Origin of the sequence: Actinocrispum sp. NPDC049592 (assembly GCF_040675465.1) — a bacterium.
GTDB lineage: Bacteria > Actinomycetota > Actinomycetes > Mycobacteriales > Pseudonocardiaceae > Kibdelosporangium.
Window position 1 is genome coordinate 57305 of sequence record NZ_JBFAPA010000016.1, and the last position, 16717, is coordinate 74021.

Annotated in this window: 18 protein-coding genes; 5 read left to right on the forward strand and 13 right to left on the reverse strand. The window is 68.4% G+C overall.

The window, feature by feature from the left end; translation table 11 throughout:
- Positions 1 to 48: 48 nt before the first annotated feature.
- On the reverse strand, positions 49 to 1533 hold the full coding sequence (locus tag AB0J95_RS33780; RefSeq protein WP_364767792.1) for a sugar ABC transporter ATP-binding protein: 1485 nt from the start codon (positions 1531 to 1533) through the stop codon (positions 49 to 51).
- Positions 1534 to 1547: 14 nt separating this feature from the next.
- The gene (locus AB0J95_RS33785; RefSeq protein ID WP_364767136.1) at positions 1548 to 2783 is read right to left on the reverse strand and encodes an ROK family transcriptional regulator; all 1236 of its coding nucleotides are present in this window, start codon (positions 2781 to 2783) and stop codon (positions 1548 to 1550) included.
- Positions 2784 to 3045: 262 nt separating this feature from the next.
- Here AB0J95_RS33785 and AB0J95_RS33790 point away from each other — a divergent pair, with 262 nt between their 5' ends.
- The gene (locus AB0J95_RS33790; RefSeq protein ID WP_364767139.1) at positions 3046 to 3354 is read left to right on the forward strand and encodes a hypothetical protein; all 309 of its coding nucleotides are present in this window, start codon (positions 3046 to 3048) and stop codon (positions 3352 to 3354) included.
- Between the two features lie 142 nt (positions 3355 to 3496).
- On the opposite strand, the gene AB0J95_RS33795 is transcribed toward AB0J95_RS33790, so the two are convergent.
- Positions 3497 to 4075, reverse strand: a complete 579-nt coding sequence (locus AB0J95_RS33795) for an XRE family transcriptional regulator (RefSeq protein WP_364767142.1) — start codon at positions 4073 to 4075, stop codon at positions 3497 to 3499.
- A gap of 70 nt (positions 4076 to 4145) precedes the next feature.
- Here AB0J95_RS33795 and AB0J95_RS33800 point away from each other — a divergent pair, with 70 nt between their 5' ends.
- The gene (locus AB0J95_RS33800; protein ID WP_364767145.1) at positions 4146 to 5054 is read left to right on the forward strand and encodes an NAD(P)/FAD-dependent oxidoreductase; all 909 of its coding nucleotides are present in this window, start codon (positions 4146 to 4148) and stop codon (positions 5052 to 5054) included.
- On the opposite strand, the gene AB0J95_RS33805 is transcribed toward AB0J95_RS33800, so the two are convergent.
- Positions 5040 to 5540: a GNAT family protein gene (locus AB0J95_RS33805; RefSeq protein ID WP_364767147.1), complete on the reverse strand. Its 501-nt coding sequence runs from the start codon at positions 5538 to 5540 to the stop codon at positions 5040 to 5042. The genes AB0J95_RS33800 and AB0J95_RS33805 overlap by 15 nt on opposite strands.
- Before the next feature lie 42 nt (positions 5541 to 5582).
- Here AB0J95_RS33805 and AB0J95_RS33810 point away from each other — a divergent pair, with 42 nt between their 5' ends.
- The 3 genes from AB0J95_RS33810 (at position 5583) to AB0J95_RS33820 (ending at position 7984) form a co-directional block, all read left to right on the forward strand.
- Entirely contained in the window at positions 5583 to 6773 is a 1191-nt protein-coding gene (locus tag AB0J95_RS33810; protein ID WP_364767150.1) for an ROK family protein, read from the forward strand.
- Between the two features lie 175 nt (positions 6774 to 6948).
- Positions 6949 to 7338 carry a LysR family transcriptional regulator gene (locus AB0J95_RS33815; protein WP_364767153.1) on the forward strand — a complete coding sequence of 130 codons (390 nt, stop codon included), beginning with the start codon at positions 6949 to 6951 and terminating at the stop codon, positions 7336 to 7338.
- A gap of 55 nt (positions 7339 to 7393) precedes the next feature.
- On the forward strand, positions 7394 to 7984 hold the full coding sequence (locus tag AB0J95_RS33820) for a hypothetical protein (protein WP_364767156.1): 591 nt from the start codon (positions 7394 to 7396) through the stop codon (positions 7982 to 7984).
- Positions 7985 to 8051: 67 nt separating this feature from the next.
- Here the strand turns inward: AB0J95_RS33820 and AB0J95_RS33825 are convergent, their stop codons facing one another.
- Genes AB0J95_RS33825 through AB0J95_RS33865 form a run of 9 tightly spaced genes read right to left on the reverse strand, consistent with a single transcriptional unit; the run spans position 8052 to position 16715 of the window.
- Entirely contained in the window at positions 8052 to 8846 is a 795-nt protein-coding gene (locus AB0J95_RS33825; RefSeq protein ID WP_364767159.1) for a hypothetical protein, read from the reverse strand.
- Between the two features lie 2 nt (positions 8847 to 8848).
- Positions 8849 to 9343: a hypothetical protein gene (locus AB0J95_RS33830; RefSeq protein WP_364767161.1), complete on the reverse strand. Its 495-nt coding sequence runs from the start codon at positions 9341 to 9343 to the stop codon at positions 8849 to 8851.
- Entirely contained in the window at positions 9340 to 10536 is a 1197-nt protein-coding gene (locus tag AB0J95_RS33835) for an MCE family protein (protein WP_364767163.1), read from the reverse strand. Before AB0J95_RS33835 ends, AB0J95_RS33830 begins: the two co-directional genes overlap by 4 nt.
- Positions 10536 to 11594: an MCE family protein gene (locus AB0J95_RS33840; protein ID WP_364767165.1), complete on the reverse strand. Its 1059-nt coding sequence runs from the start codon at positions 11592 to 11594 to the stop codon at positions 10536 to 10538. Before AB0J95_RS33840 ends, AB0J95_RS33835 begins: the two co-directional genes overlap by 1 nt.
- The gene (locus tag AB0J95_RS33845; protein ID WP_364767168.1) at positions 11584 to 12705 is read right to left on the reverse strand and encodes an MCE family protein; all 1122 of its coding nucleotides are present in this window, start codon (positions 12703 to 12705) and stop codon (positions 11584 to 11586) included. The genes AB0J95_RS33840 and AB0J95_RS33845 overlap by 11 nt, the downstream gene beginning before the upstream one ends.
- Positions 12702 to 13697: an MCE family protein gene (locus tag AB0J95_RS33850; protein WP_364767171.1), complete on the reverse strand. Its 996-nt coding sequence runs from the start codon at positions 13695 to 13697 to the stop codon at positions 12702 to 12704. Before AB0J95_RS33850 ends, AB0J95_RS33845 begins: the two co-directional genes overlap by 4 nt.
- The gene (locus AB0J95_RS33855) at positions 13697 to 14710 is read right to left on the reverse strand and encodes an MlaD family protein (RefSeq protein WP_364767174.1); all 1014 of its coding nucleotides are present in this window, start codon (positions 14708 to 14710) and stop codon (positions 13697 to 13699) included. The genes AB0J95_RS33850 and AB0J95_RS33855 overlap by 1 nt, the downstream gene beginning before the upstream one ends.
- The gene (locus tag AB0J95_RS33860; RefSeq protein WP_364767177.1) at positions 14707 to 15912 is read right to left on the reverse strand and encodes an MCE family protein; all 1206 of its coding nucleotides are present in this window, start codon (positions 15910 to 15912) and stop codon (positions 14707 to 14709) included. The genes AB0J95_RS33855 and AB0J95_RS33860 overlap by 4 nt, the downstream gene beginning before the upstream one ends.
- On the reverse strand, positions 15909 to 16715 hold the full coding sequence (locus tag AB0J95_RS33865) for an ABC transporter permease (RefSeq protein WP_364767180.1): 807 nt from the start codon (positions 16713 to 16715) through the stop codon (positions 15909 to 15911). The genes AB0J95_RS33860 and AB0J95_RS33865 overlap by 4 nt, the downstream gene beginning before the upstream one ends.
- Positions 16716 to 16717 lie beyond the last annotated feature (2 nt).

Consider the following 16717-nt stretch of genomic DNA (forward strand, 5'->3'; position numbering starts at 1 on the left):
ATGCCTTCGGTACTTCGGTGTCCCGCCCGGTCGCGGGTTCGAGCTGCGTCACGCCGCACTTCCCTCCATCACCATGTCCAACACGTCCGCCTCGGTGAGCTGGTCGGCGGGCGCCTCGTGGATCACCCGGCCCTCCCGGACCACCAGCACCCGGTCGGCCAGGCCGAGCACCTCGGGCATCTCGCTGGAGACCATCACGATCGCCACCCCGTCGGCGGCCAGTTCCCGGATCAACCGGTACAGCTCGGCCCGGGCACCCACGTCCACGCCGCGGGTCGGTTCGTCCAGCAGCAGGATCCGGCTGCCGTGCACCAGCCAGCGCGCGACCACGGCCTTCTGCTGGTTGCCGCCGGACAGCGTCCGGATGCCGCGGCGCGGGTCCGGCGGGCGCAGGTCCAGGTCCTCCAGCATGGCCCTGGAGTCCTTGAGCTCCTTGCCGTTCTCGGTGAACCCGTAGCTGGAGTACTTGGCCAGGCTGGCCAAGGTCACGTTGTCGGCCACCGACATGTCCATCAGCAGCGCCTGGCTCTTGCGCTCCTCGGGCGCCAGGCCGATGCCCGCCTCGACCGCGGCCTTGACGTCACCGGCGCGCAACCGCTTGCCGTTGACGAAGACCTTGCCCTCGTGGGCCCGGCGGGCGCCGAAGATGGTCTCCAGGATCTCGCTGCGGCCCGCGCCGACCAGCCCGGCGATGCCGAGGATCTCCCCGGCGTGCACGGTGAAGGTGACGTCCGCGAACTCGTCGTCGCGGCCCAGCCGCTCGACCCGCAGGACCTCCCTGGACTCGTCCACAGTGGACTCTTCGCGCACCGGGTAGACGGTCTCGACCCGTTTGCCGGACATCAGCGCGACCAGCTCGGAAGTCGGCGTGTCGGCCGGCAGGCCGGTCGCGACCGTCCGGCCGTCCTTGAGCACGGTGACCCGGTGGCCGATCCGGCGGATCTCCTCCAGGCGGTGGGAGATGTAGACGACCGCGACGCCTTCCTCGGTCAGCTCCTCGACGATCCGGAACAGGTTGTCCACCTCGTCGGCGGCCAGCGCGGCGGTCGGCTCGTCCATCACGATCAGCCGGGCGTCGTGCGCGAGCGCCCGCGCCATCGACACCAGCTGCTGGCCCGCGGCCGACAGCCGGCCGACCTCGCGGTCCGGCGGGATCTCCGCGTGGCCAAGGCGTTTGAGCAACGCGGTGGCCTCATGGCGGGCGCGCCGGTCGCGGGTGAACCCGAAGCGGGCCCGCTCGTGGCCGAGGAAGATGTTGTCCGCCACCGAAAGCCCGGGAATGAGGTCGAGCTCCTGGTACATCGTGGCGACGCCCATCCGCAGCGCGGCCACCGGCGAGCTGAGCGTGGTCTTCTGGCCCAGCCAGTGGATCTCGCCCTCGTCCGGCTGGTGCGCCCCGGCCAGCACCTTGATCAGCGTGGACTTGCCCGCGCCGTTCTGGCCCAGCAGGCAGTGCACCTCGCCGGCCTGGACCTGCAGGTCCACCCCGTCGAGTGCGCGGACGCCCGGGAATGTCTTGACGATCCCGGTCATCGTCAGCAGTTGGGTCAAGCCGGTGCCTCCGTACTCTGCATTCGTTCCGGTGCCTGGGTCGGGTCGTCGTAGACCCGGCTGAGGGCGGCCAGCGCCCCGCCGGTGCGCGCGGCGGTGAAGCCGAGGTCCGAGCCGACCACCCGGACCGTCGCGGCCTCGGCGACCACCGCGCGGGCGGCCACCTCGATCCGCGCGGGCTCGATCAGCCAGTCCGGCAGGGCGGCGAAGTAGCCGCCCAGGATCACCACCGCCGGGCTGAGCACGTTGACCACAATGGACACTCCGACGCCGAGCGCGGCGCCGATCTGGTGCAGCGCGCCCAGCGTGCGCTGGTCGCGGCGTTCGGCGCGGGAGCGCACGATGGCCATCCGCTCCTCGATCGGCCGGTTCGGGTCGGACACCGGGTCGCCGGGCGCGGCCAGCGCGTGGAACAGCGCGGCCAGCCCGACCTGCGTCTCCCAGCAGCCACGGCGGCCACAGGAACATTGCGGTCCCATCGGGTCCATCGACATGTGGCCGACCTCGCCGGCGTACCCGATCGAGCCGCGCACCAGGCGCCCGCCCGCGATCACGCCCGCGCCGATGCCGAAGTCGCCGGTGACGTAGATCAGGTCGGCGGTGGCCTTCATGCCGCCGATCTCGTACTCGGCGGTGGCGCTGAGGTTGGCGTCGTTGTCAACGGTCAGCCGGTCGAGCGGGAACCCAAGGCGGCCGGCCAGCCCGTCGGCCAGCGTGACCTCGCGCCAGCGCAGCCGCGGCGCCAGCCGCACGACCCCCCGCGCGGTGTCGACCAGCCCCGGCACACTCACGGTGATCCCCGCTGGGTAGGCGGCGCCGACCGCGGTCAGCTCGTCGCCGGCCACTTCGGCGAGCTTGTCCATGGTGCGGTCGACCCCCGCGGACAGCACGTCGAACGCGACTCGCCGGTCGGCGACCACATGCCCGGCGGTGTCGACCGAAGTGACGGCGAGGTGGTCGACGCCGACCTCCAGCCCGATCCCGCGCACCCCGCTGGGGTCGAGTTCGACGATCTGACCGGGGCGGCCCTGTCCCCCGGCGGCGATGCCACCGGCCCGGACCAGGCGGCGTGCGGTCAGCTCCGCGACGAGCGTGGAGATGGTCGCCTTGCTCAGTCCGGACAGGACGGCCAGCTGCGCGCGCGACAGTCCACCCTGTTCGCGCAGGACGCGGACGACCCACGCGAGGTTGGCCCTGCGCAGTGCGGCGCGGTCGGTCGGCTGCTCCGGCACTACTCCGCTCCACTTCGTTGGGAAACTAGCCGAACTAAGGTGCGCTAGCTCACACGCAACCTTGGATTCTGGGGCACTTAGGACGCAATCCGCCAAAAGTACCAATAGCTAGGACGAGCTTTCGTTCTGTATCCGCAAAAGTTAGTCGAGTTTGACGCTAAGTCACAAGATGCTTGTCCGGTGAATTGACATCCTTGTCATCACGACTTGAACCTCCCCGCCGCCCGCGCCGGTGTCCAGGACACACACCGAGAGGGGCGAGATGGGGGATCCCGACTTCGAGGAGTACTTCGCCGGGCGGGCACAACGGCTCAGACGCCTCGCCCACGCCATGTGCGGGGACTGGCACGAGGCCGAGGACATGTCCATCGCGGACGCCGCGGCCGCGTTGGGCGTCGCCGAGGGCACTGTCAACAGCCCGACCGCCCACCGTCCCCATGCTCATCCTGCCAAGGGTCCTGCACCGGCAGGATCGGCCCGGACGGCGAGCAGATCCACATCGAGCACCAGGAGACCCAAGGCGCGAGCATCGCCATCGTGCGAGTGGACCACGACGATGTCCGGGTCGTGATGAGGACCTGCAACACCGCCCGGGGACCCAGCGGCTCCTCCCTACGCCAAGCCGCCTCACGTCACACGGCCCCCTCCGGCCGTGAACGAGGACCAGCTGGTTCAACTGGCTCTCGACCGCCGGTGGCGCTACTGATCCGCTGCTATGTGCGCAGGTGCATGCGTTCGCCTTGTTTGCCGAAGATGCTGATCACCTCGGCGGGGTGGCCGTCGGCGCCGGAGAACCAGTGGGGGATGCGGGTGTCGAACTCGGCCGCCTCGCCCTGGCTGAGGATCGTCTCCTTGGCGCCCAGGATCAGGCGGACGCGGCCGGCCAGCACGTACATCCACTCATAGCCTTCGTGGGTCATCGGGGTGGGCTCGCAGCCGCGGGCCGGGATGATCATTTTGAAGGCATGCGGCGCACCGGGTTGCCTGGTCAGCGGGATGATCGTCTCCGTGCTGCCGTCTCTGCGTTTGATGCGGCGGGGGGTGAGACGGACGCGGGGGTCCCCGATCTCGGGGGCACCGACCAGTTCGTCGACCGGCACCTGGTGGGCCAGCGCGATCGGCAGCAGCAGCTCGAGGCTGGGTTTGCGCTGGCCGCCTTCCAGCCTGGACAGCGTGCTCTTGGAGATCCCGGTGGCGTCGGCCAGCTCGGCCAGGGTCACCCCGCGTTCGGTGCGGATCCGTTTGAGCCGCGGCCCGACCTCGGCGAGCGCGGCGGAGATGGCGTCGTCCATACCGGCCAGGTTATCCCAGTTTCGGCAACAAAGTTTGTCAGATCCGCATCGCCGCGCGCACCCTCGTGCCATGACATACGACGTACTCATCATCGGGGCCGGACCCGCCGGCCTGAACGCGGCACTCACCCTCGGCCGCTCGCGCCGCACGGTCGTGGTCGTCGACGCGGGCAACCCCCGCAACGCCCCCGCCTCGCACATGCACGGCTTCCTGTCCCGTGACGGCATGCCGCCGAGCGAGTTCCTTGCCTTGGCCCGCAAGGAAGTCGAGGGCTACGGCGTCGACATCATCCAGGCCTCGGTCACCACGATCCACAAAGGATTCAAAGCCGAACTGTCCACAGGGGACATCATCGCCGCGCGCCGGGTGATCGTCGCGACCGGCGTGACGGACCTGCTGCCGGACATCCCCGGCATCAAGGAAAGCTGGGGCCAGGACGTCATCGCCTGCCCGTACTGCCACGGCTACGAGGTCCGCGACGAGCCGCTCGCCGTGATCGGGTCCGCCGAACACGCCCTGCTGGTCCGCCAGTGGTCGAAGGACCTGATCTTCTTCCCGCACACCACCCCGCTGGACGATCCCGCGGAGCTCACCGCCCGCGACATCCGGATCGTGCCGGGCGAGATCACCCGGGTCGTGCGCGAGAACGGCCGCGTCAAAGGCGTTGAGGTCGACGACCGCGTCTACCCGCGCACGGCGGTGTTCGTGCGGCCCCCGTTCCGAGCGAACAACGACATTCTCGTGCAGCTCGGGGCGGACCTCACCGAAGCCGGTGTACCCGTGGTCGACCCGACCGGGAAGACCAGCGTGCCGGGTGTGTGGGCGGCGGGGAACATCGTCACGCCGTTCCTGCAGGTCATCGCGTCCGCGGGCGCGGGATCCATGGCCGGGGCCATGGTCAACCACGATCTTTTGACCGAGCCGTTCTCCGCGGAGATGGAACGGCACGCTCACCTGCGCCGGTCAGTCGTCGCGTAACCGGCTGTAGAGCCGGCCGTCGCGCCACTGCCCGGCGCGGAACTCCACCGACCGCAGCACGCCTTCGAGCCGGAAACCCGCCTTCTCCAACGATTTCTGCTCGGCCGTGTTCTCCGGATGGGTGCCGGCCTCGATGCGCTGCACGGGGGTGTACGTGAACAGGTACTCGCACAACATGTCCTGCGCACGCCAACCGATGCCCTGGCCGCGCCACTCAGGCAGCAGCGCGATCCCGATCTCCCAGCACCCGGCCACTCCGCCGTACTGCTTGGCCGTCCAGCTCACGAACCCGGTCGCGGCGTCCTCGGCCTCGACGATCAGCCGGCCGCCGTCCGGCCCGAGGTACCCGTCCTTCGCGAACCGGCGCGCGGGCTCCTGCGCGTCGCGGAACCCGCCCCAGTCCAGGCCGACCAGACCCGGCTCGACCGCGAACCGTTCGAACATGGCCAGATCGCCCGCGGTGACCGGCCGCAGCCGCACGTCCATCGATTTCCCCGTTCTCCTCCCCGTGTGATGTTCAATGTAGCTGTGACCGTGCAAGCCATTCCCCGGGTCGAGACCCGCCAGCAGTCCCAGCTCCTCGCGTTGCTCCGGGACGAGGGACCGCTGGCCAAGGTGGAGCTGGGTGAGCGCCTCGAGTTGCCCCGGGCGCGGCTGGCCACGGAGCTGGAGCGGCTGTTCGACTGGCGGTTCGTCGAGTCCGGCGGGCCGGCCGCCAGCCGCGGCGGGCGCCGCTCGACACTCGTGAAACTGGCCGATGACCTGCGATTTCTCGCCGCGGATATCGGGGCGACCTCGATCGGGGTGGCGGTCACGGACGCGCGCTGCGAGGTGCTGTCGCACGTCGTGGAGGACTACGACATCCGCAAGGGCCCGGTGCTGGTGCTGGAGCGGTTGACCCAGCTAGCGGCCAAGGTGCAGAGCGAGGTCACCGGACGCCTGGTCGGCGCGGGCGTCGGGCTGCCCGGGCCGGTGAGTTTCCGGGACGGCATGCCGGTGGCGCCGCCGATCATGCCTGGCTGGGACCGGTTCCCGGTGCGCGACCGGCTGTCCAGCCAGTGGGGCTGCCCGGTCACAGTGGACAACGACGTGAACGTGATGGCCCTCGGTGAGCGACACGCCGGAGTGGCGCGGTCACTCAATGAGCTGATCTTCGTCAAGGTCGGTACCGGCATCGGCTGCGGGATAGTGCTCGGCGGCCGGGTCTACCGCGGGGTCGCGGGCACCGCCGGGGACATCGGGCACATCAAGCTCGACGACTACGGCCCCGCGTGCGCGTGCGGTGAGGTCGGCTGCCTGGAGGCGTACTTCGGCGGCGCCGCCCTGGCCCGCGACGCGTTGACGCTGGCCCGCAGCGGGCGGTCGACGTACCTCGCGGATCTGCTGGCACACCAAAGTGAACTGTCCGCCAAGGACGTCGCCGCCGCCGCTTCCGCCGGTGACTTCGCCGCGGCCAACCTCGTCCGCGAGGGCGGCCGCCGCCTCGGCCACGTGGTCGCGTCGCTGGTCAGCTTCCTCAACCCGGGGATGGTCGTGATCGGCGGTGGCGTCTCGCGCCTCGGCCACCAGCTCCTCGCCGAGGTGCGTAGCGCGGTTTACCGCCGCAGCCTGCCGTTGGCCACTGGGAACCTGCCGATCGTGTTGTCGGAGCTGGGCGAGCTGGCGGGCGTGATCGGCGCTGCCTGGTCGGCTACCGATCACGCGTTCGCCGGGACATGAGGTCGATGGGCACGGCATGAAGGTGATCTCGAGTTCCGGCTTGGGATCACGATCGCGGTGCCGAGCCGGATCTTCGTGGTCACCGCGGCCACGTACGTGAGGTGTACCAACGGGTCCAGGATCGGGTCGGTCGGTTCCATCGGGGTTTCGGGAGTGCGGGGCTCGGCAGCACGACGTGCTCGCCCGCCCACCACGACGTGTATCCCAGTTCTTCGGCCAGACCGGCGAGGCGCACGGTCGCCGCCGCCCCCAGTGTCGCCTTCGCGTTCAGTCCGGATGGCTGAGCTTCACGCGGGCGGCGGACGCGTTGTTCATCTCGCGGCCCGCGTTGAGCAAACAGCTCCGCCAGCTCGAACTGTCGTTGCGCACCAAGCTGTTCGAGCGCGACCGCCGGACGGTCCGGCTCACGGAAGAAGGCGCGGCCCTGCTCCCACACGCGCGGCGGATCATCTCGCAGTGCCGGAGTCATAGCGTTCTCCAGACAAGCGCAGGCGTATTTCTCATCACCGGAATGACAATTTCTCCTCGGCCGGAAACTCTTGTTCGGCCCAGGTCGCAACGGTAATGTACTCACGAGTAGGTTCGACCCGAGGAGTGCGTTTTTTCCGAGGAGATGCACAATGCTGAGACCCGTTGTTGTCGCTGCCGTCGCGTTGACCGGGGTGTTGTTGGGAGCCACCACCGCGGTCGCCGAGCCGGTTTTCACCTATGATGTCACAAAGGGCTCGTCGACGATCAACAAACTGAATGCGAACCTTGCCCTCGGCCCCGGCAAGCTGGTTGTCGATCTCGACGGCGCCACCGGCAACTTCACGTCGAAGATCACCCTGCCGCCCGCCCAGGGCAGCTTCAAGATCTTCGGCATCTTCCCGACCACGGCCACGGTCACCATGACCGAGGCCACCGACGCGGTCGGCACGCTGGTCGACGGGGTGGTCGACGCCAACGCGAAGATCAACATCAAGCTGTCCGACGTGAAGGCGATCGGCTTCATCCCGCTGCTGGTCGGCGACAAGTGCCAGACCAAGACCCCGGCGCAGATCCACCTGCACTCGGCGCCCGATTTCAACCCACTGGAAGGCGGCGACCTGCTCGCCACCTACACAATTCCGGAGTTCGCGAACTGCAACCTCGCCACCGGAATTCTGAACGGTCTCATTCCAGGCCCGGACAACAATCTGAGCCTGACCCTGCAGATCAACTGGGGCTGATCCGCCACGCCGAACCCCTCGTGAGTGGTTTTGCCCGTGCGAACGAGCAAAACCACTCACGAGCCGGTTAACGGGGCAGGAGTTCCACGATCTTCCAGGTGCCGTCCTGGCGTTCCGCTTTCACGGAGAGCGCCGCGGCACTGCCGGTCGATTTGTTGGTGTCCACCCGGGTGGCCACCTGGTCGAGGAACACCAGCAGTTCGGCGTGGTCGCCGTCGATGGACTTCACGCCCATGTCGGTCACGCGGGTCGCCAGCACCAGCTTCTGCGACGGGGCCTGCTCGCGGACCTGCGCGATCAGCTTGTCGTACTCCTGGACCGCGGTCCCGGCGAGCACCTGGCGGGCGGCGGCGCTGGACTCGTCGACCTTGTCGTAGCTGAACGAGAAGATCTTCTCCACGGCGTCCTTGACCTGGCCGTTCACCTCGGTCATCCCGCGCGTGTCCACGCCGCTGTCAACGGTGTTGGCCCGCACCAGGAAGAACGCCCCGGCCCCGACAAGCAGCGCGGCGGCGATGATCAGCGCGAACGGCCATCGCGCCTTCCCCTCGACAGCGTCGGAGTCGACGGCCTCAAGGTCCGAACCCGGCGCCTCCTCGGCTTCCAGCACCGAGGTGCCGGAGCCCTCCGCCACATCGGCGGCTCCGGCCGAATCGACGGCCTCCGACGAGGCCTCGGCGGCATCGATGGTCTCCGCCGAAGCCTCGGTCGCCGTCGGCCGGCCCACCGCGGCCTCCGCCGCATCCGCGGCTTTCCCCGAGGCAGTGGCGCCTGGCGAGTCGGTGACCTCGGGGGTCTCGGGTGCGGCGCTGCGGCGGTTGTGGCCGGCTACGCGGGGGCGGCGGGTGGGGCGCTGCTTCACGGTCATGATGATGCCCCCACGGTCACCTCGCGCAGCGAGCTGAGCTTCCATCCGGTGTCGGTGCGGCTCAGGCCGGCCTCGAACCGGTTGCGTTTCACCACGGGTGACCCACCCTCCGGCGTCACGGTGATCTCCACGGCCGCGATCACCTGCGCGGTATCGGTCTCCAGTTCGGTCACGGCGGCGTCGGTCACCTTGCCCACGGTCACCGACTTGCCCTCCGCCAGCTGCTTGCGGCTGTCATCCCGGCTCTGCGCGAGGCTGTCCCGCAGCGTCCCGGTCGACGACTCCAGCCAGCGGTCCAGCCCCTCGTCCACCTTCTGGTAGTCCAAAGTGGTCAGGTTGGCGATGCCCTGCTCGCCGACCCGCAGCACCTCTTCGCGCGAGGCCGCGTACGCACCGGCGGTATCGGAGGCATGCCACCAGCTCCAGCCCGCGTAGCCGGCGAAACCGGCCGCCGCCACCGCGAGCACGATGGCGAACACCTTCTGGATCACCGAGCACCTCCCAGTACCTCGTCAAGCGAATGCGGTCCGGTTCGCACCGGCGTCAAGGCCATCACCCCCGAGGGCGCCGGAACCGGCCCGCCCTTGGGCGCGTTCTGCGAGCCACGGACCGAACTCTCGTTCCCATATGGCAAAGCACAGCGGGCGTTGGTGTTCAACGGGGCGGGGGTGGTGTCCTTGCCGGGACGCTGCGCCGTGCCCTCATAGCCCTTGAAGCACGGCGGCGGGTTGTTGAAGTTCAGCAACATGTTCAGGTTGACCTCACCGTTCGGCCCGATCCACCGGTAGCCGTTGGCCACCGCCTGCGGGTAGGAGGCCAGCAGCTCCTCGAACGCGTCGCCGCGGGTGGAGAAGACCTGGGACGGGGTCAGCAGGTTGGCCAGCACCACGCCGATTCCGGTGCCGGACTCCTGGATCAGGCCGCTGATCTCGTTGGACACCTTGGGGGTGGCGCTGATCAGGTTGCGCAGGTCGCCGTCGGACTTCTTGAGCTGCTCGGCGAGCAGGTGGGTGTCCTGGCTGAACGACTTGATCGCGTCGGCCTGTTGTTCCTGCGTCAGCAGGACCTTGCCGCCGTCGTTGATCAACCGCTCGGTCGCCGGGAGGTGGTCGCTGGCGGACTGGATCAGCGCGGCCTGGTTGTCGATCAACGACTGCAGGTCCGAACCGCGGCCACGGAAGGCATCGTCCAGTTCGTACACAACGGTCCGCAACGAGTCCAACGGCACCGAGGCGACCAGATCGTCCAAGTTGGACAGCACCGTCTCGACCGGCAACGGCATCTTGATCGCCGACTGCGGGATCACCGACCCGTCCTGCAGGTACGGACCGTCGTCCCGGCGAGGCTTGAGGTCCAGATACTGCTCACCGACCGCGGACCGGTTGGCGATCGCGGCGTCCAAATCGGACGGAATTCGCGGCGCCGACGGGTCCAGCCGCAGCTCGACCTCGATGCCGTCATCGGTCAGGTGCATCGGTCCAACGCGGCCCACGCGAACACCCCGGTAGGTCACCTCGGCGTTGGTGAACAACCCGCCCGACGACGCCAGCTGAGCCTTCACCACGATCCCGCGACCGCCGAACAGCTGGTCCAGACCGGCGTAGCTGGCGCCGACATAGCTCACCCCGACCAGGGCGATCACCACGAAGATCGCCACCTGGACTTTGATCCGACGGCTGAGCATCAGCGGCCCCCTCGGGTGAAGACGGGCGGGTCCATCGGCGGCAACGGGACGGCCGGCTCGTCCGGCGCGCTCGTCGGGCCGGGGACCGCCAACGTCACGAACGTGTTCAGGTAGTCACCCTTGATGGCCGCGGCCGCCTTGTCGGTGAACGGGTAGGTCAGCAGCACCTCGAACGACTGCGGCAGCTTCTCCCCCGCCGCGGCCAGCCCGCGCAGGGTGGGCGCCAACGCCTTCAGGTCGGCCACGATGTCGTCCTTGGACTTGTTCACCGTGTCGACCGCGACCTGGGACAGCTTGTCCAGCGACTTCAACATGTCCACGAGGTCGTTGCGCTGCTTGATCAGTACGTCCAGGCCCGGACTGAGATCCTTCAGCACTCCGGCGATCTCGTCGCGTTGCGCGGACACCGTGGCAGCCAGGCGGTTGAGGTTCTCCAGCGCCCGGGTGATCTCCGAGCGGTGCGCGTCCAGCTCACCGATGAACTTGTCCATGTTGGACAGCAGCGCCCGGATGCCGGACTCGTTGCCGTCCAGCGCGTTGTTGACCTCGCGCGCGATCTGCTGGAACTGTCCGATACCACCACCGTTGAGCAGCAACGACAGCGCACCGAAGACCTCCTCGATCTCGGCGTTGCGGTTGGTCCGCTCCACCGGGATCAGGTCGTTGTCGGCGAGCCGGGCCGAAGCCGGGTCCACGCGAGGTGCGCTCAGCTCGACGAACTTCTCGCCCAGCAGGCTGGACTGGCGCACGGCCGCCGAAGCGTTGGCCGGCAGCTTGACGTCTCCGTTGACCAGCAGGACCACCTCGGCGGTCCAGCCGTCGCCACCGACGTCGATCTCGTCCACCTTGCCAACCGCGACGTCGTTGACCTTCACCCCGGCCTGGGGCACGAGATCCAGCACATCAGTGAACTGCACGCGAACCCGGTAGGGATGATCGCCGAGGTCCGCGCCGCCGGGCAGCGGCAGGTTGTAGACGCCGTTGAAACCACCGGCGCCACAGGCGGTTGTGGTCAGCAGCAGGGCCGCGAGCAGGAGCGCACGCACGTCAGTGACCACCCTCCGATGTGTACTGCTGGCCCATCGGCGGGAACAGCAGCGGCGGAGCACCCGTGGCAGTGCCTGGTTTCATGGCCTCGCAGTTGTCCTGGAGCTTGGTCACCGGCCCGCTGGGCGGCTTGACGTTGCAGGCGACCATTCCGCCCGGAACCGGCGGCGGGTAGAACTCCAGGATGTTCGGCCGGACCTCCATCCGGCCGGTGGCCGGGTCGACCGCGTTGTTCAGGTTGGTCACCGCGTTCGGCGCCACATCCAGCGCCTCCGCCAGCGACTGCCGCTGGTCGACCAGGATCCTGGTGATCCCGGTCAGCTTGTCCACATTGGACTTCAGGGCGGTCCGGTTGTCCCGGATGAAGCTCCGCACCAGTTCCAGCGCGGACGCCAGCTCGGCCAGCGCCCCACCGAGGTCACCTCGTTCGGCCGCCAAGGATGCCGACACATCCCGCAGCTGCTCGGTGAACTCGGCGACGCTCTTGTCGTTGCGCGCCAGCATGGTGGTGAACTGCGCCAGACCTTCGACCGTTCCGAAGAGCTGGTCCTTGGAGGCGGCGAGGGCCTTGGAGGCGTCGGCGAACTGCTTGATGGTCTCGCCGATCAGGGCGCCGTTGCCCTTGGTGTTGGCCGCCATCACGTCCAGCAACCGGGAGAGTTCTCCTTTGGAGTTGGCGCCATCCGGGCCGAGCGCGGACGACAACTGGTTCAGGCTCTTGTAAAGGTCGTCCAGCTCGACTGGAGTCACCGTGCGCTCGACGGGGATCACCGCGCCCGACTCCAGCTGCGGGCCCTTGGTGTAGACCGGAGCCAGCTGCACGAACCGGTCCGACACCAGGCTCGGCGCCACCACGACGGCCGACGCCTCGGCCGGGATCGGCTGGTCGGTGTCCACCGAAAGCTCGGCCCGCACCTGCCGTCCGGCCGGGACGACCTCGTCGACCGTCCCCACCGGCACGCCGAGCACGCGAACCGTCGACCCCACGTAGAGCCCGACCGCGGAGGAGAAGTACGCGGTGATGTGCTTACCGCCGCGTGGGCTGAAGATCCAGTACGTCACCCCGGTCAGCGCCAGCGCGAGAACGACCAGGACGGTGAGCGCCCGCGCTCCCCGGCTCATTTCGACCCGCCTTTCGGAGGCATGCAGTCCCCGGAATCGCCGGAGGGCGGCAACACCAGGCCGCACACGTACAAGTCGAGCCAGCGCCCATTGCCGCCCGCGTTGCCCAGCAACCGGTAGTACGGCCCGGCCAGCGCCAGGCTCTTGGACAGGTTGTCCTGGTTGCGTTGCAGGATGGTGTTGACCCGGTCCAGCTGCTCCAGCGCGGGCCGCAGCTGCGCGGTGTTGTCGTTCACCAGACCGGTCAACTGCGCCGCGAGATCGCGGGTGCCCTTGAGCAGTGAGCTGATCGCGTCCCGCCGCTTGCGGATCTCGGCCAGCAGCAGCCCGCCGTCGTTGAGCAGCTTCTCGACCTCCGCGTTGCGGTCGGCGAACGTGTGGCTGATCTGCTGGGTGTTGGCCAGCAGCCGGGCCAGTTCGGCGTCGCGGGACGAGATCGTCTTGGACAGCGCGGAAAGCCCTTCCAGCGCCGAGCGGACCTGTTGCGGCGAGTCGGCGAACGTGTCCGCGAGCGTGCCGAGGGCCTGGGCGAGCTTGTCCGTGTCGATCTCGTTGACCGTGTTGGCCAGCTGGTCGAAGACCTGGTTGATGTCGTACGGCGAGGTGGTCCGGTCCCTGGTGATGGGCTTGCCGGGATCCTGCGCGTCCGTCCCCTGTGGGTCGACGGCCAGGTACTTGGCGCCCAGCAGGGTCTTGATCCGGATGGCGACCGTGCTGCGGTTGCCGATCCACGCGTCCTTGACCCGGAACCGGACCTTGATGTGGTCGCCCTCCAGCCCGACCTCGCGGACGGTACCGATCTTCACGCCCGCCGCCCGGACCTCGGTCCCTGAGATCAGCCCAGCGGCCTCGGTGAAGTGCGCGGTGTAGGTCGTGCCGCCACCGATGATCGGCAGGTCGTCGGAGTAGAAGGCGGCCAACCCGATCAGCGTGAGAACAACCAGGCTCACTGAGCCGATGACCGCCTGGTTGCGTTCCTGAAACGACTTCATCACTTGCACCTCGGCTGCGTCACGGGGATCCCGCCGGCGATCGGCATCGGCACGCCCGGGGTCACGTCGGCCGAGCACAGGAACGTGTTGAGCCACGAGCCATAGCTCACCGTCCGGCCGATGTCCGCCATCTTCACCGGCAGGCTGCGCAGGGCCTGGTCGACGATCTGGTCGTTGTCCGCCAGGTTCTTCGACACCTGGCCCAGCGCGGTGATGCTCTCCTTGAGCGGCTGGCGGCTGTCCTCGACCAGGCCCGCCGTCGCGCCGGCCAGCTCGTCCAGCGAGCTGATCGCCTCGCCGATCGGCTGGCGGTCCTTGGCGAACCCGCTGACGAACTGCTGCAACGAGATGATCAGGTCGCGCAGCTGGTCGCTGTGCGCGTTCACGGTGTCCAGCACGTTGTTCAGGTTGGTGATCACCTCGCCGATCACCTTGTCCTTGTCCGCCAACGCCGACGTCAGCGAGGCCGTGTGCGCGAGCAGGCTCTCGACGGTGCCGCCCTCGCCCTGCAGCACCTGGACGATCTCCTGGGAGAGCTTGTTGACGTCGTCCGGGTTGAGCGCCTGGAACAAAGGCTTGAAGCCGTTGAACAACACCGTCAGGTCCAGCGCGGGTTTGGTGTGGTCCAGCTGGATCTCCGACCCCGGCGCCAGCAAGGTGTTCAACGGGCCGACACCGCGCTCCAACGCGATGTACCGCTGGCCGATCATGTTGCGGTACTTGATGGTCGCGGACACCGACACCGGCAGCTTGCGGCGGGCGTCGATGGAGAACTGGACGCGGGCCACGCGCTGGTCCACCAGCTCGATCGACTCGACCTGGCCGACCCGCACACCCGCGATCCGCACATCGTCGCCCACCGACAAGGAGGTCACGTCGCCGAACCGGGCCGAGTACTCCTCGGACGGTCGCAGGTCGACGTTGGCGATCGTCAGCCCCAGCAACGCTGTCGAAGACACCGTCACGACGGCGAACACGCCGAGCTTGATCAGCGGGGCGGTGAGTCCTCTCATCCGACCGTCACCTCCGCACCCCGGTACAGCGGTCCGACCAGCAGGCTGCTCCAGGCGGGCACAGTGTCCATCGTGGATCCCAGCAGCCCGTCGAGCATCTGCTGCTCGGCCGGCGAGTTCGGCAGGTTCCGCACGGTGGTCGCGATCGGCTGGAACTTCGGCGCGTCCACCCCGAAGCAGCGCGGCCCGGGTTTGTCCTTGTACACCGGATCGTCCTTGCCCGGGATGTACTTCCCGCGGTCGAACTGCTTGACATGCAGCGAGGCCTGCATGCCGTTGTTGCCGAAAGCCTTGTCAATGCGAGGCTTGTAGTCCGCGACCGCGGTCAGCAGACACGCGTACTCGGGCGAGTACTTCGCCAGCAGCTCCAGCGTGCCGCGACTGGTGTCGGCCAGGCCGATGATGGTGTTGCGGTTCTGGCCGAGGAACGTCGTGAGGTCCGTGCTGGCCGTGCCGAGGGCCTGGTACAAGGTCAGCAGCGAGTCTCGCTGGTCCACAATGGTCTTGCTGGTGACCGTGAAGTCGTTGAGCGCCTGCAGGAAGTCGTGGGCCGCGTCGCCGTAGGTGTCGGCGACCGAGGCGAACCTGCTGATGTCCTCCTTGATCTGCGGCAGCTGCGGGTTGAGGTCGCCGATGTACTGGCCGACCTGGGTCAGCGTCTGACCCAACGGCTTTCCCCGGCCTTCGAAGGCCTGTGCCAGGGTGTTGAGCATCTCGGCGAGCTTCTCCGGCTGAACCGCTTGCAGCAACGGGAGAAGGTCGTTCAGGACCCGCTCCATCTCCACCGTGGCGGCCGAGCTGTCCTGCTTGATCTCGTCGCCGCCGCCGAGTTTCCCGCTCGGCGCCGGGGGCATCACCAGGTTGACGTACCGCTCGCCGAACAACGTCTTGGGCAGCAGGCTCGCCGAGACGTTCTTCGGGATGCGGTCCAAAGTGGCCGGATCCATCGCCAGCTCCAGGCGAGCCCCGCCGCCGTCGCTGCTGATCGAGGTGACCCGGCCGACGATGACTCCCCGCAGCTTGACGTCCGCGTCGCGCTGCATCTGGTTGCCGATCTGGTTGGCGCGCAGGGTGACCTTGGGGTCGTCCGAGAACGCGCCGACGTAGATGGCCACCGTCAGCGCGAGGAACGACGCGATCACCACGACGTACACCACGCCGAGCAGCCGCAGCCCGGTGCTGTGGTAGCGCTCCTCGCTCATCCGGCGATCCTCACCGTCGTGGTGGTGCCCCAGATGGCCAGGCTGAGGAAGAAGTCCAGGATGCTGATGGCCACGATGGACCATCGCACCGCCCGGCCCACAGCCATGCCCACGCCCGCCGGGCCACCGGAGGCGCGGTAGCCGTAGTAGCAGTGGGCCAGGATGACGACCACGCTGAACACGATCACCTTGAGGAACGACCACAGGACGTCCTCGGGCGGCAGGAACAGCGTGAAGTAGTGGTCGTAGGTGCCCGCGGACTGCTGGTAGAACTCGACGGTGATGGTCCGCGCGGCCAGGTACGAGGTCAGCAGGCCGATCACGTACAGCGGGATGATCGCGATGAACCCGGCCACCACCCGCGAGGTGACCAGGAACGGCATGCTGGGCACGCCCATCACCTCAAGCGCGTCGATCTCCTCGGAGATCCGCATCGCGCCCAGCTGAGCGGTGAAACCCGCGCCCACCGTGGCCGACAACGCCAGTCCGGCAACGAGAGGAGCGATCTCCCGGGTGTTGAAGTACGCCGAGAGGAAGCCCGCGAAGGCCGACGTGCCGACCTGGTTCAGCGCCGAGAACCCTTGCAGGCCAACGACCGTCCCGGTGAACACGGACATGCCGACCATCACGCCGATGGTCCCGCCGATCACCGCCAGCGCCCCGGAGCCGAAGCTGACCTCGGACAGCAGCCGGATGATCTCCTTGAGGTAGCGCCGGACCGCCCGCGGGATCCACAGCAACGCCTTCACGTAGAAGGAGAGCTGGTCGCCGAGCCGGCCGAACTGGTCCAGCTGCCGTTCCATGA

What these genes read in the sequence shown, in the direction of transcription:
- AB0J95_RS33780 (WP_364767792.1), bottom strand. Translation starts at nt 1,533, where the DNA reads ATGACCGGGATCGTCAAGACATTCCCGGGCGTCCGCGCACTCGACGGG.
- AB0J95_RS33790 (WP_364767139.1), top strand. Translation starts at nt 3,046, where the DNA reads ATGGGGGATCCCGACTTCGAGGAGTACTTCGCCGGGCGGGCACAACGG.
- AB0J95_RS33795 (WP_364767142.1), bottom strand. Translation starts at nt 4,075, where the DNA reads ATGGACGACGCCATCTCCGCCGCGCTCGCCGAGGTCGGGCCGCGGCTC.
- AB0J95_RS33800 (WP_364767145.1), top strand. Translation starts at nt 4,146, where the DNA reads ATGACATACGACGTACTCATCATCGGGGCCGGACCCGCCGGCCTGAAC.
- AB0J95_RS33805 (WP_364767147.1), bottom strand. Translation starts at nt 5,540, where the DNA reads ATGGACGTGCGGCTGCGGCCGGTCACCGCGGGCGATCTGGCCATGTTC.
- AB0J95_RS33820 (WP_364767156.1), top strand. Translation starts at nt 7,394, where the DNA reads ATGCTGAGACCCGTTGTTGTCGCTGCCGTCGCGTTGACCGGGGTGTTG.
- AB0J95_RS33835 (WP_364767163.1), bottom strand. Translation starts at nt 10,536, where the DNA reads ATGCTCAGCCGTCGGATCAAAGTCCAGGTGGCGATCTTCGTGGTGATC.
- AB0J95_RS33845 (WP_364767168.1), bottom strand. Translation starts at nt 12,705, where the DNA reads ATGAGCCGGGGAGCGCGGGCGCTCACCGTCCTGGTCGTTCTCGCGCTG.
- AB0J95_RS33850 (WP_364767171.1), bottom strand. Translation starts at nt 13,697, where the DNA reads ATGAAGTCGTTTCAGGAACGCAACCAGGCGGTCATCGGCTCAGTGAGC.
- AB0J95_RS33855 (WP_364767174.1), bottom strand. Translation starts at nt 14,710, where the DNA reads ATGAGAGGACTCACCGCCCCGCTGATCAAGCTCGGCGTGTTCGCCGTC.
- AB0J95_RS33860 (WP_364767177.1), bottom strand. Translation starts at nt 15,912, where the DNA reads ATGAGCGAGGAGCGCTACCACAGCACCGGGCTGCGGCTGCTCGGCGTG.
- AB0J95_RS33865 (WP_364767180.1), bottom strand. Translation starts at nt 16,715, where the DNA reads ATGGAACGGCAGCTGGACCAGTTCGGCCGGCTCGGCGACCAGCTCTCC.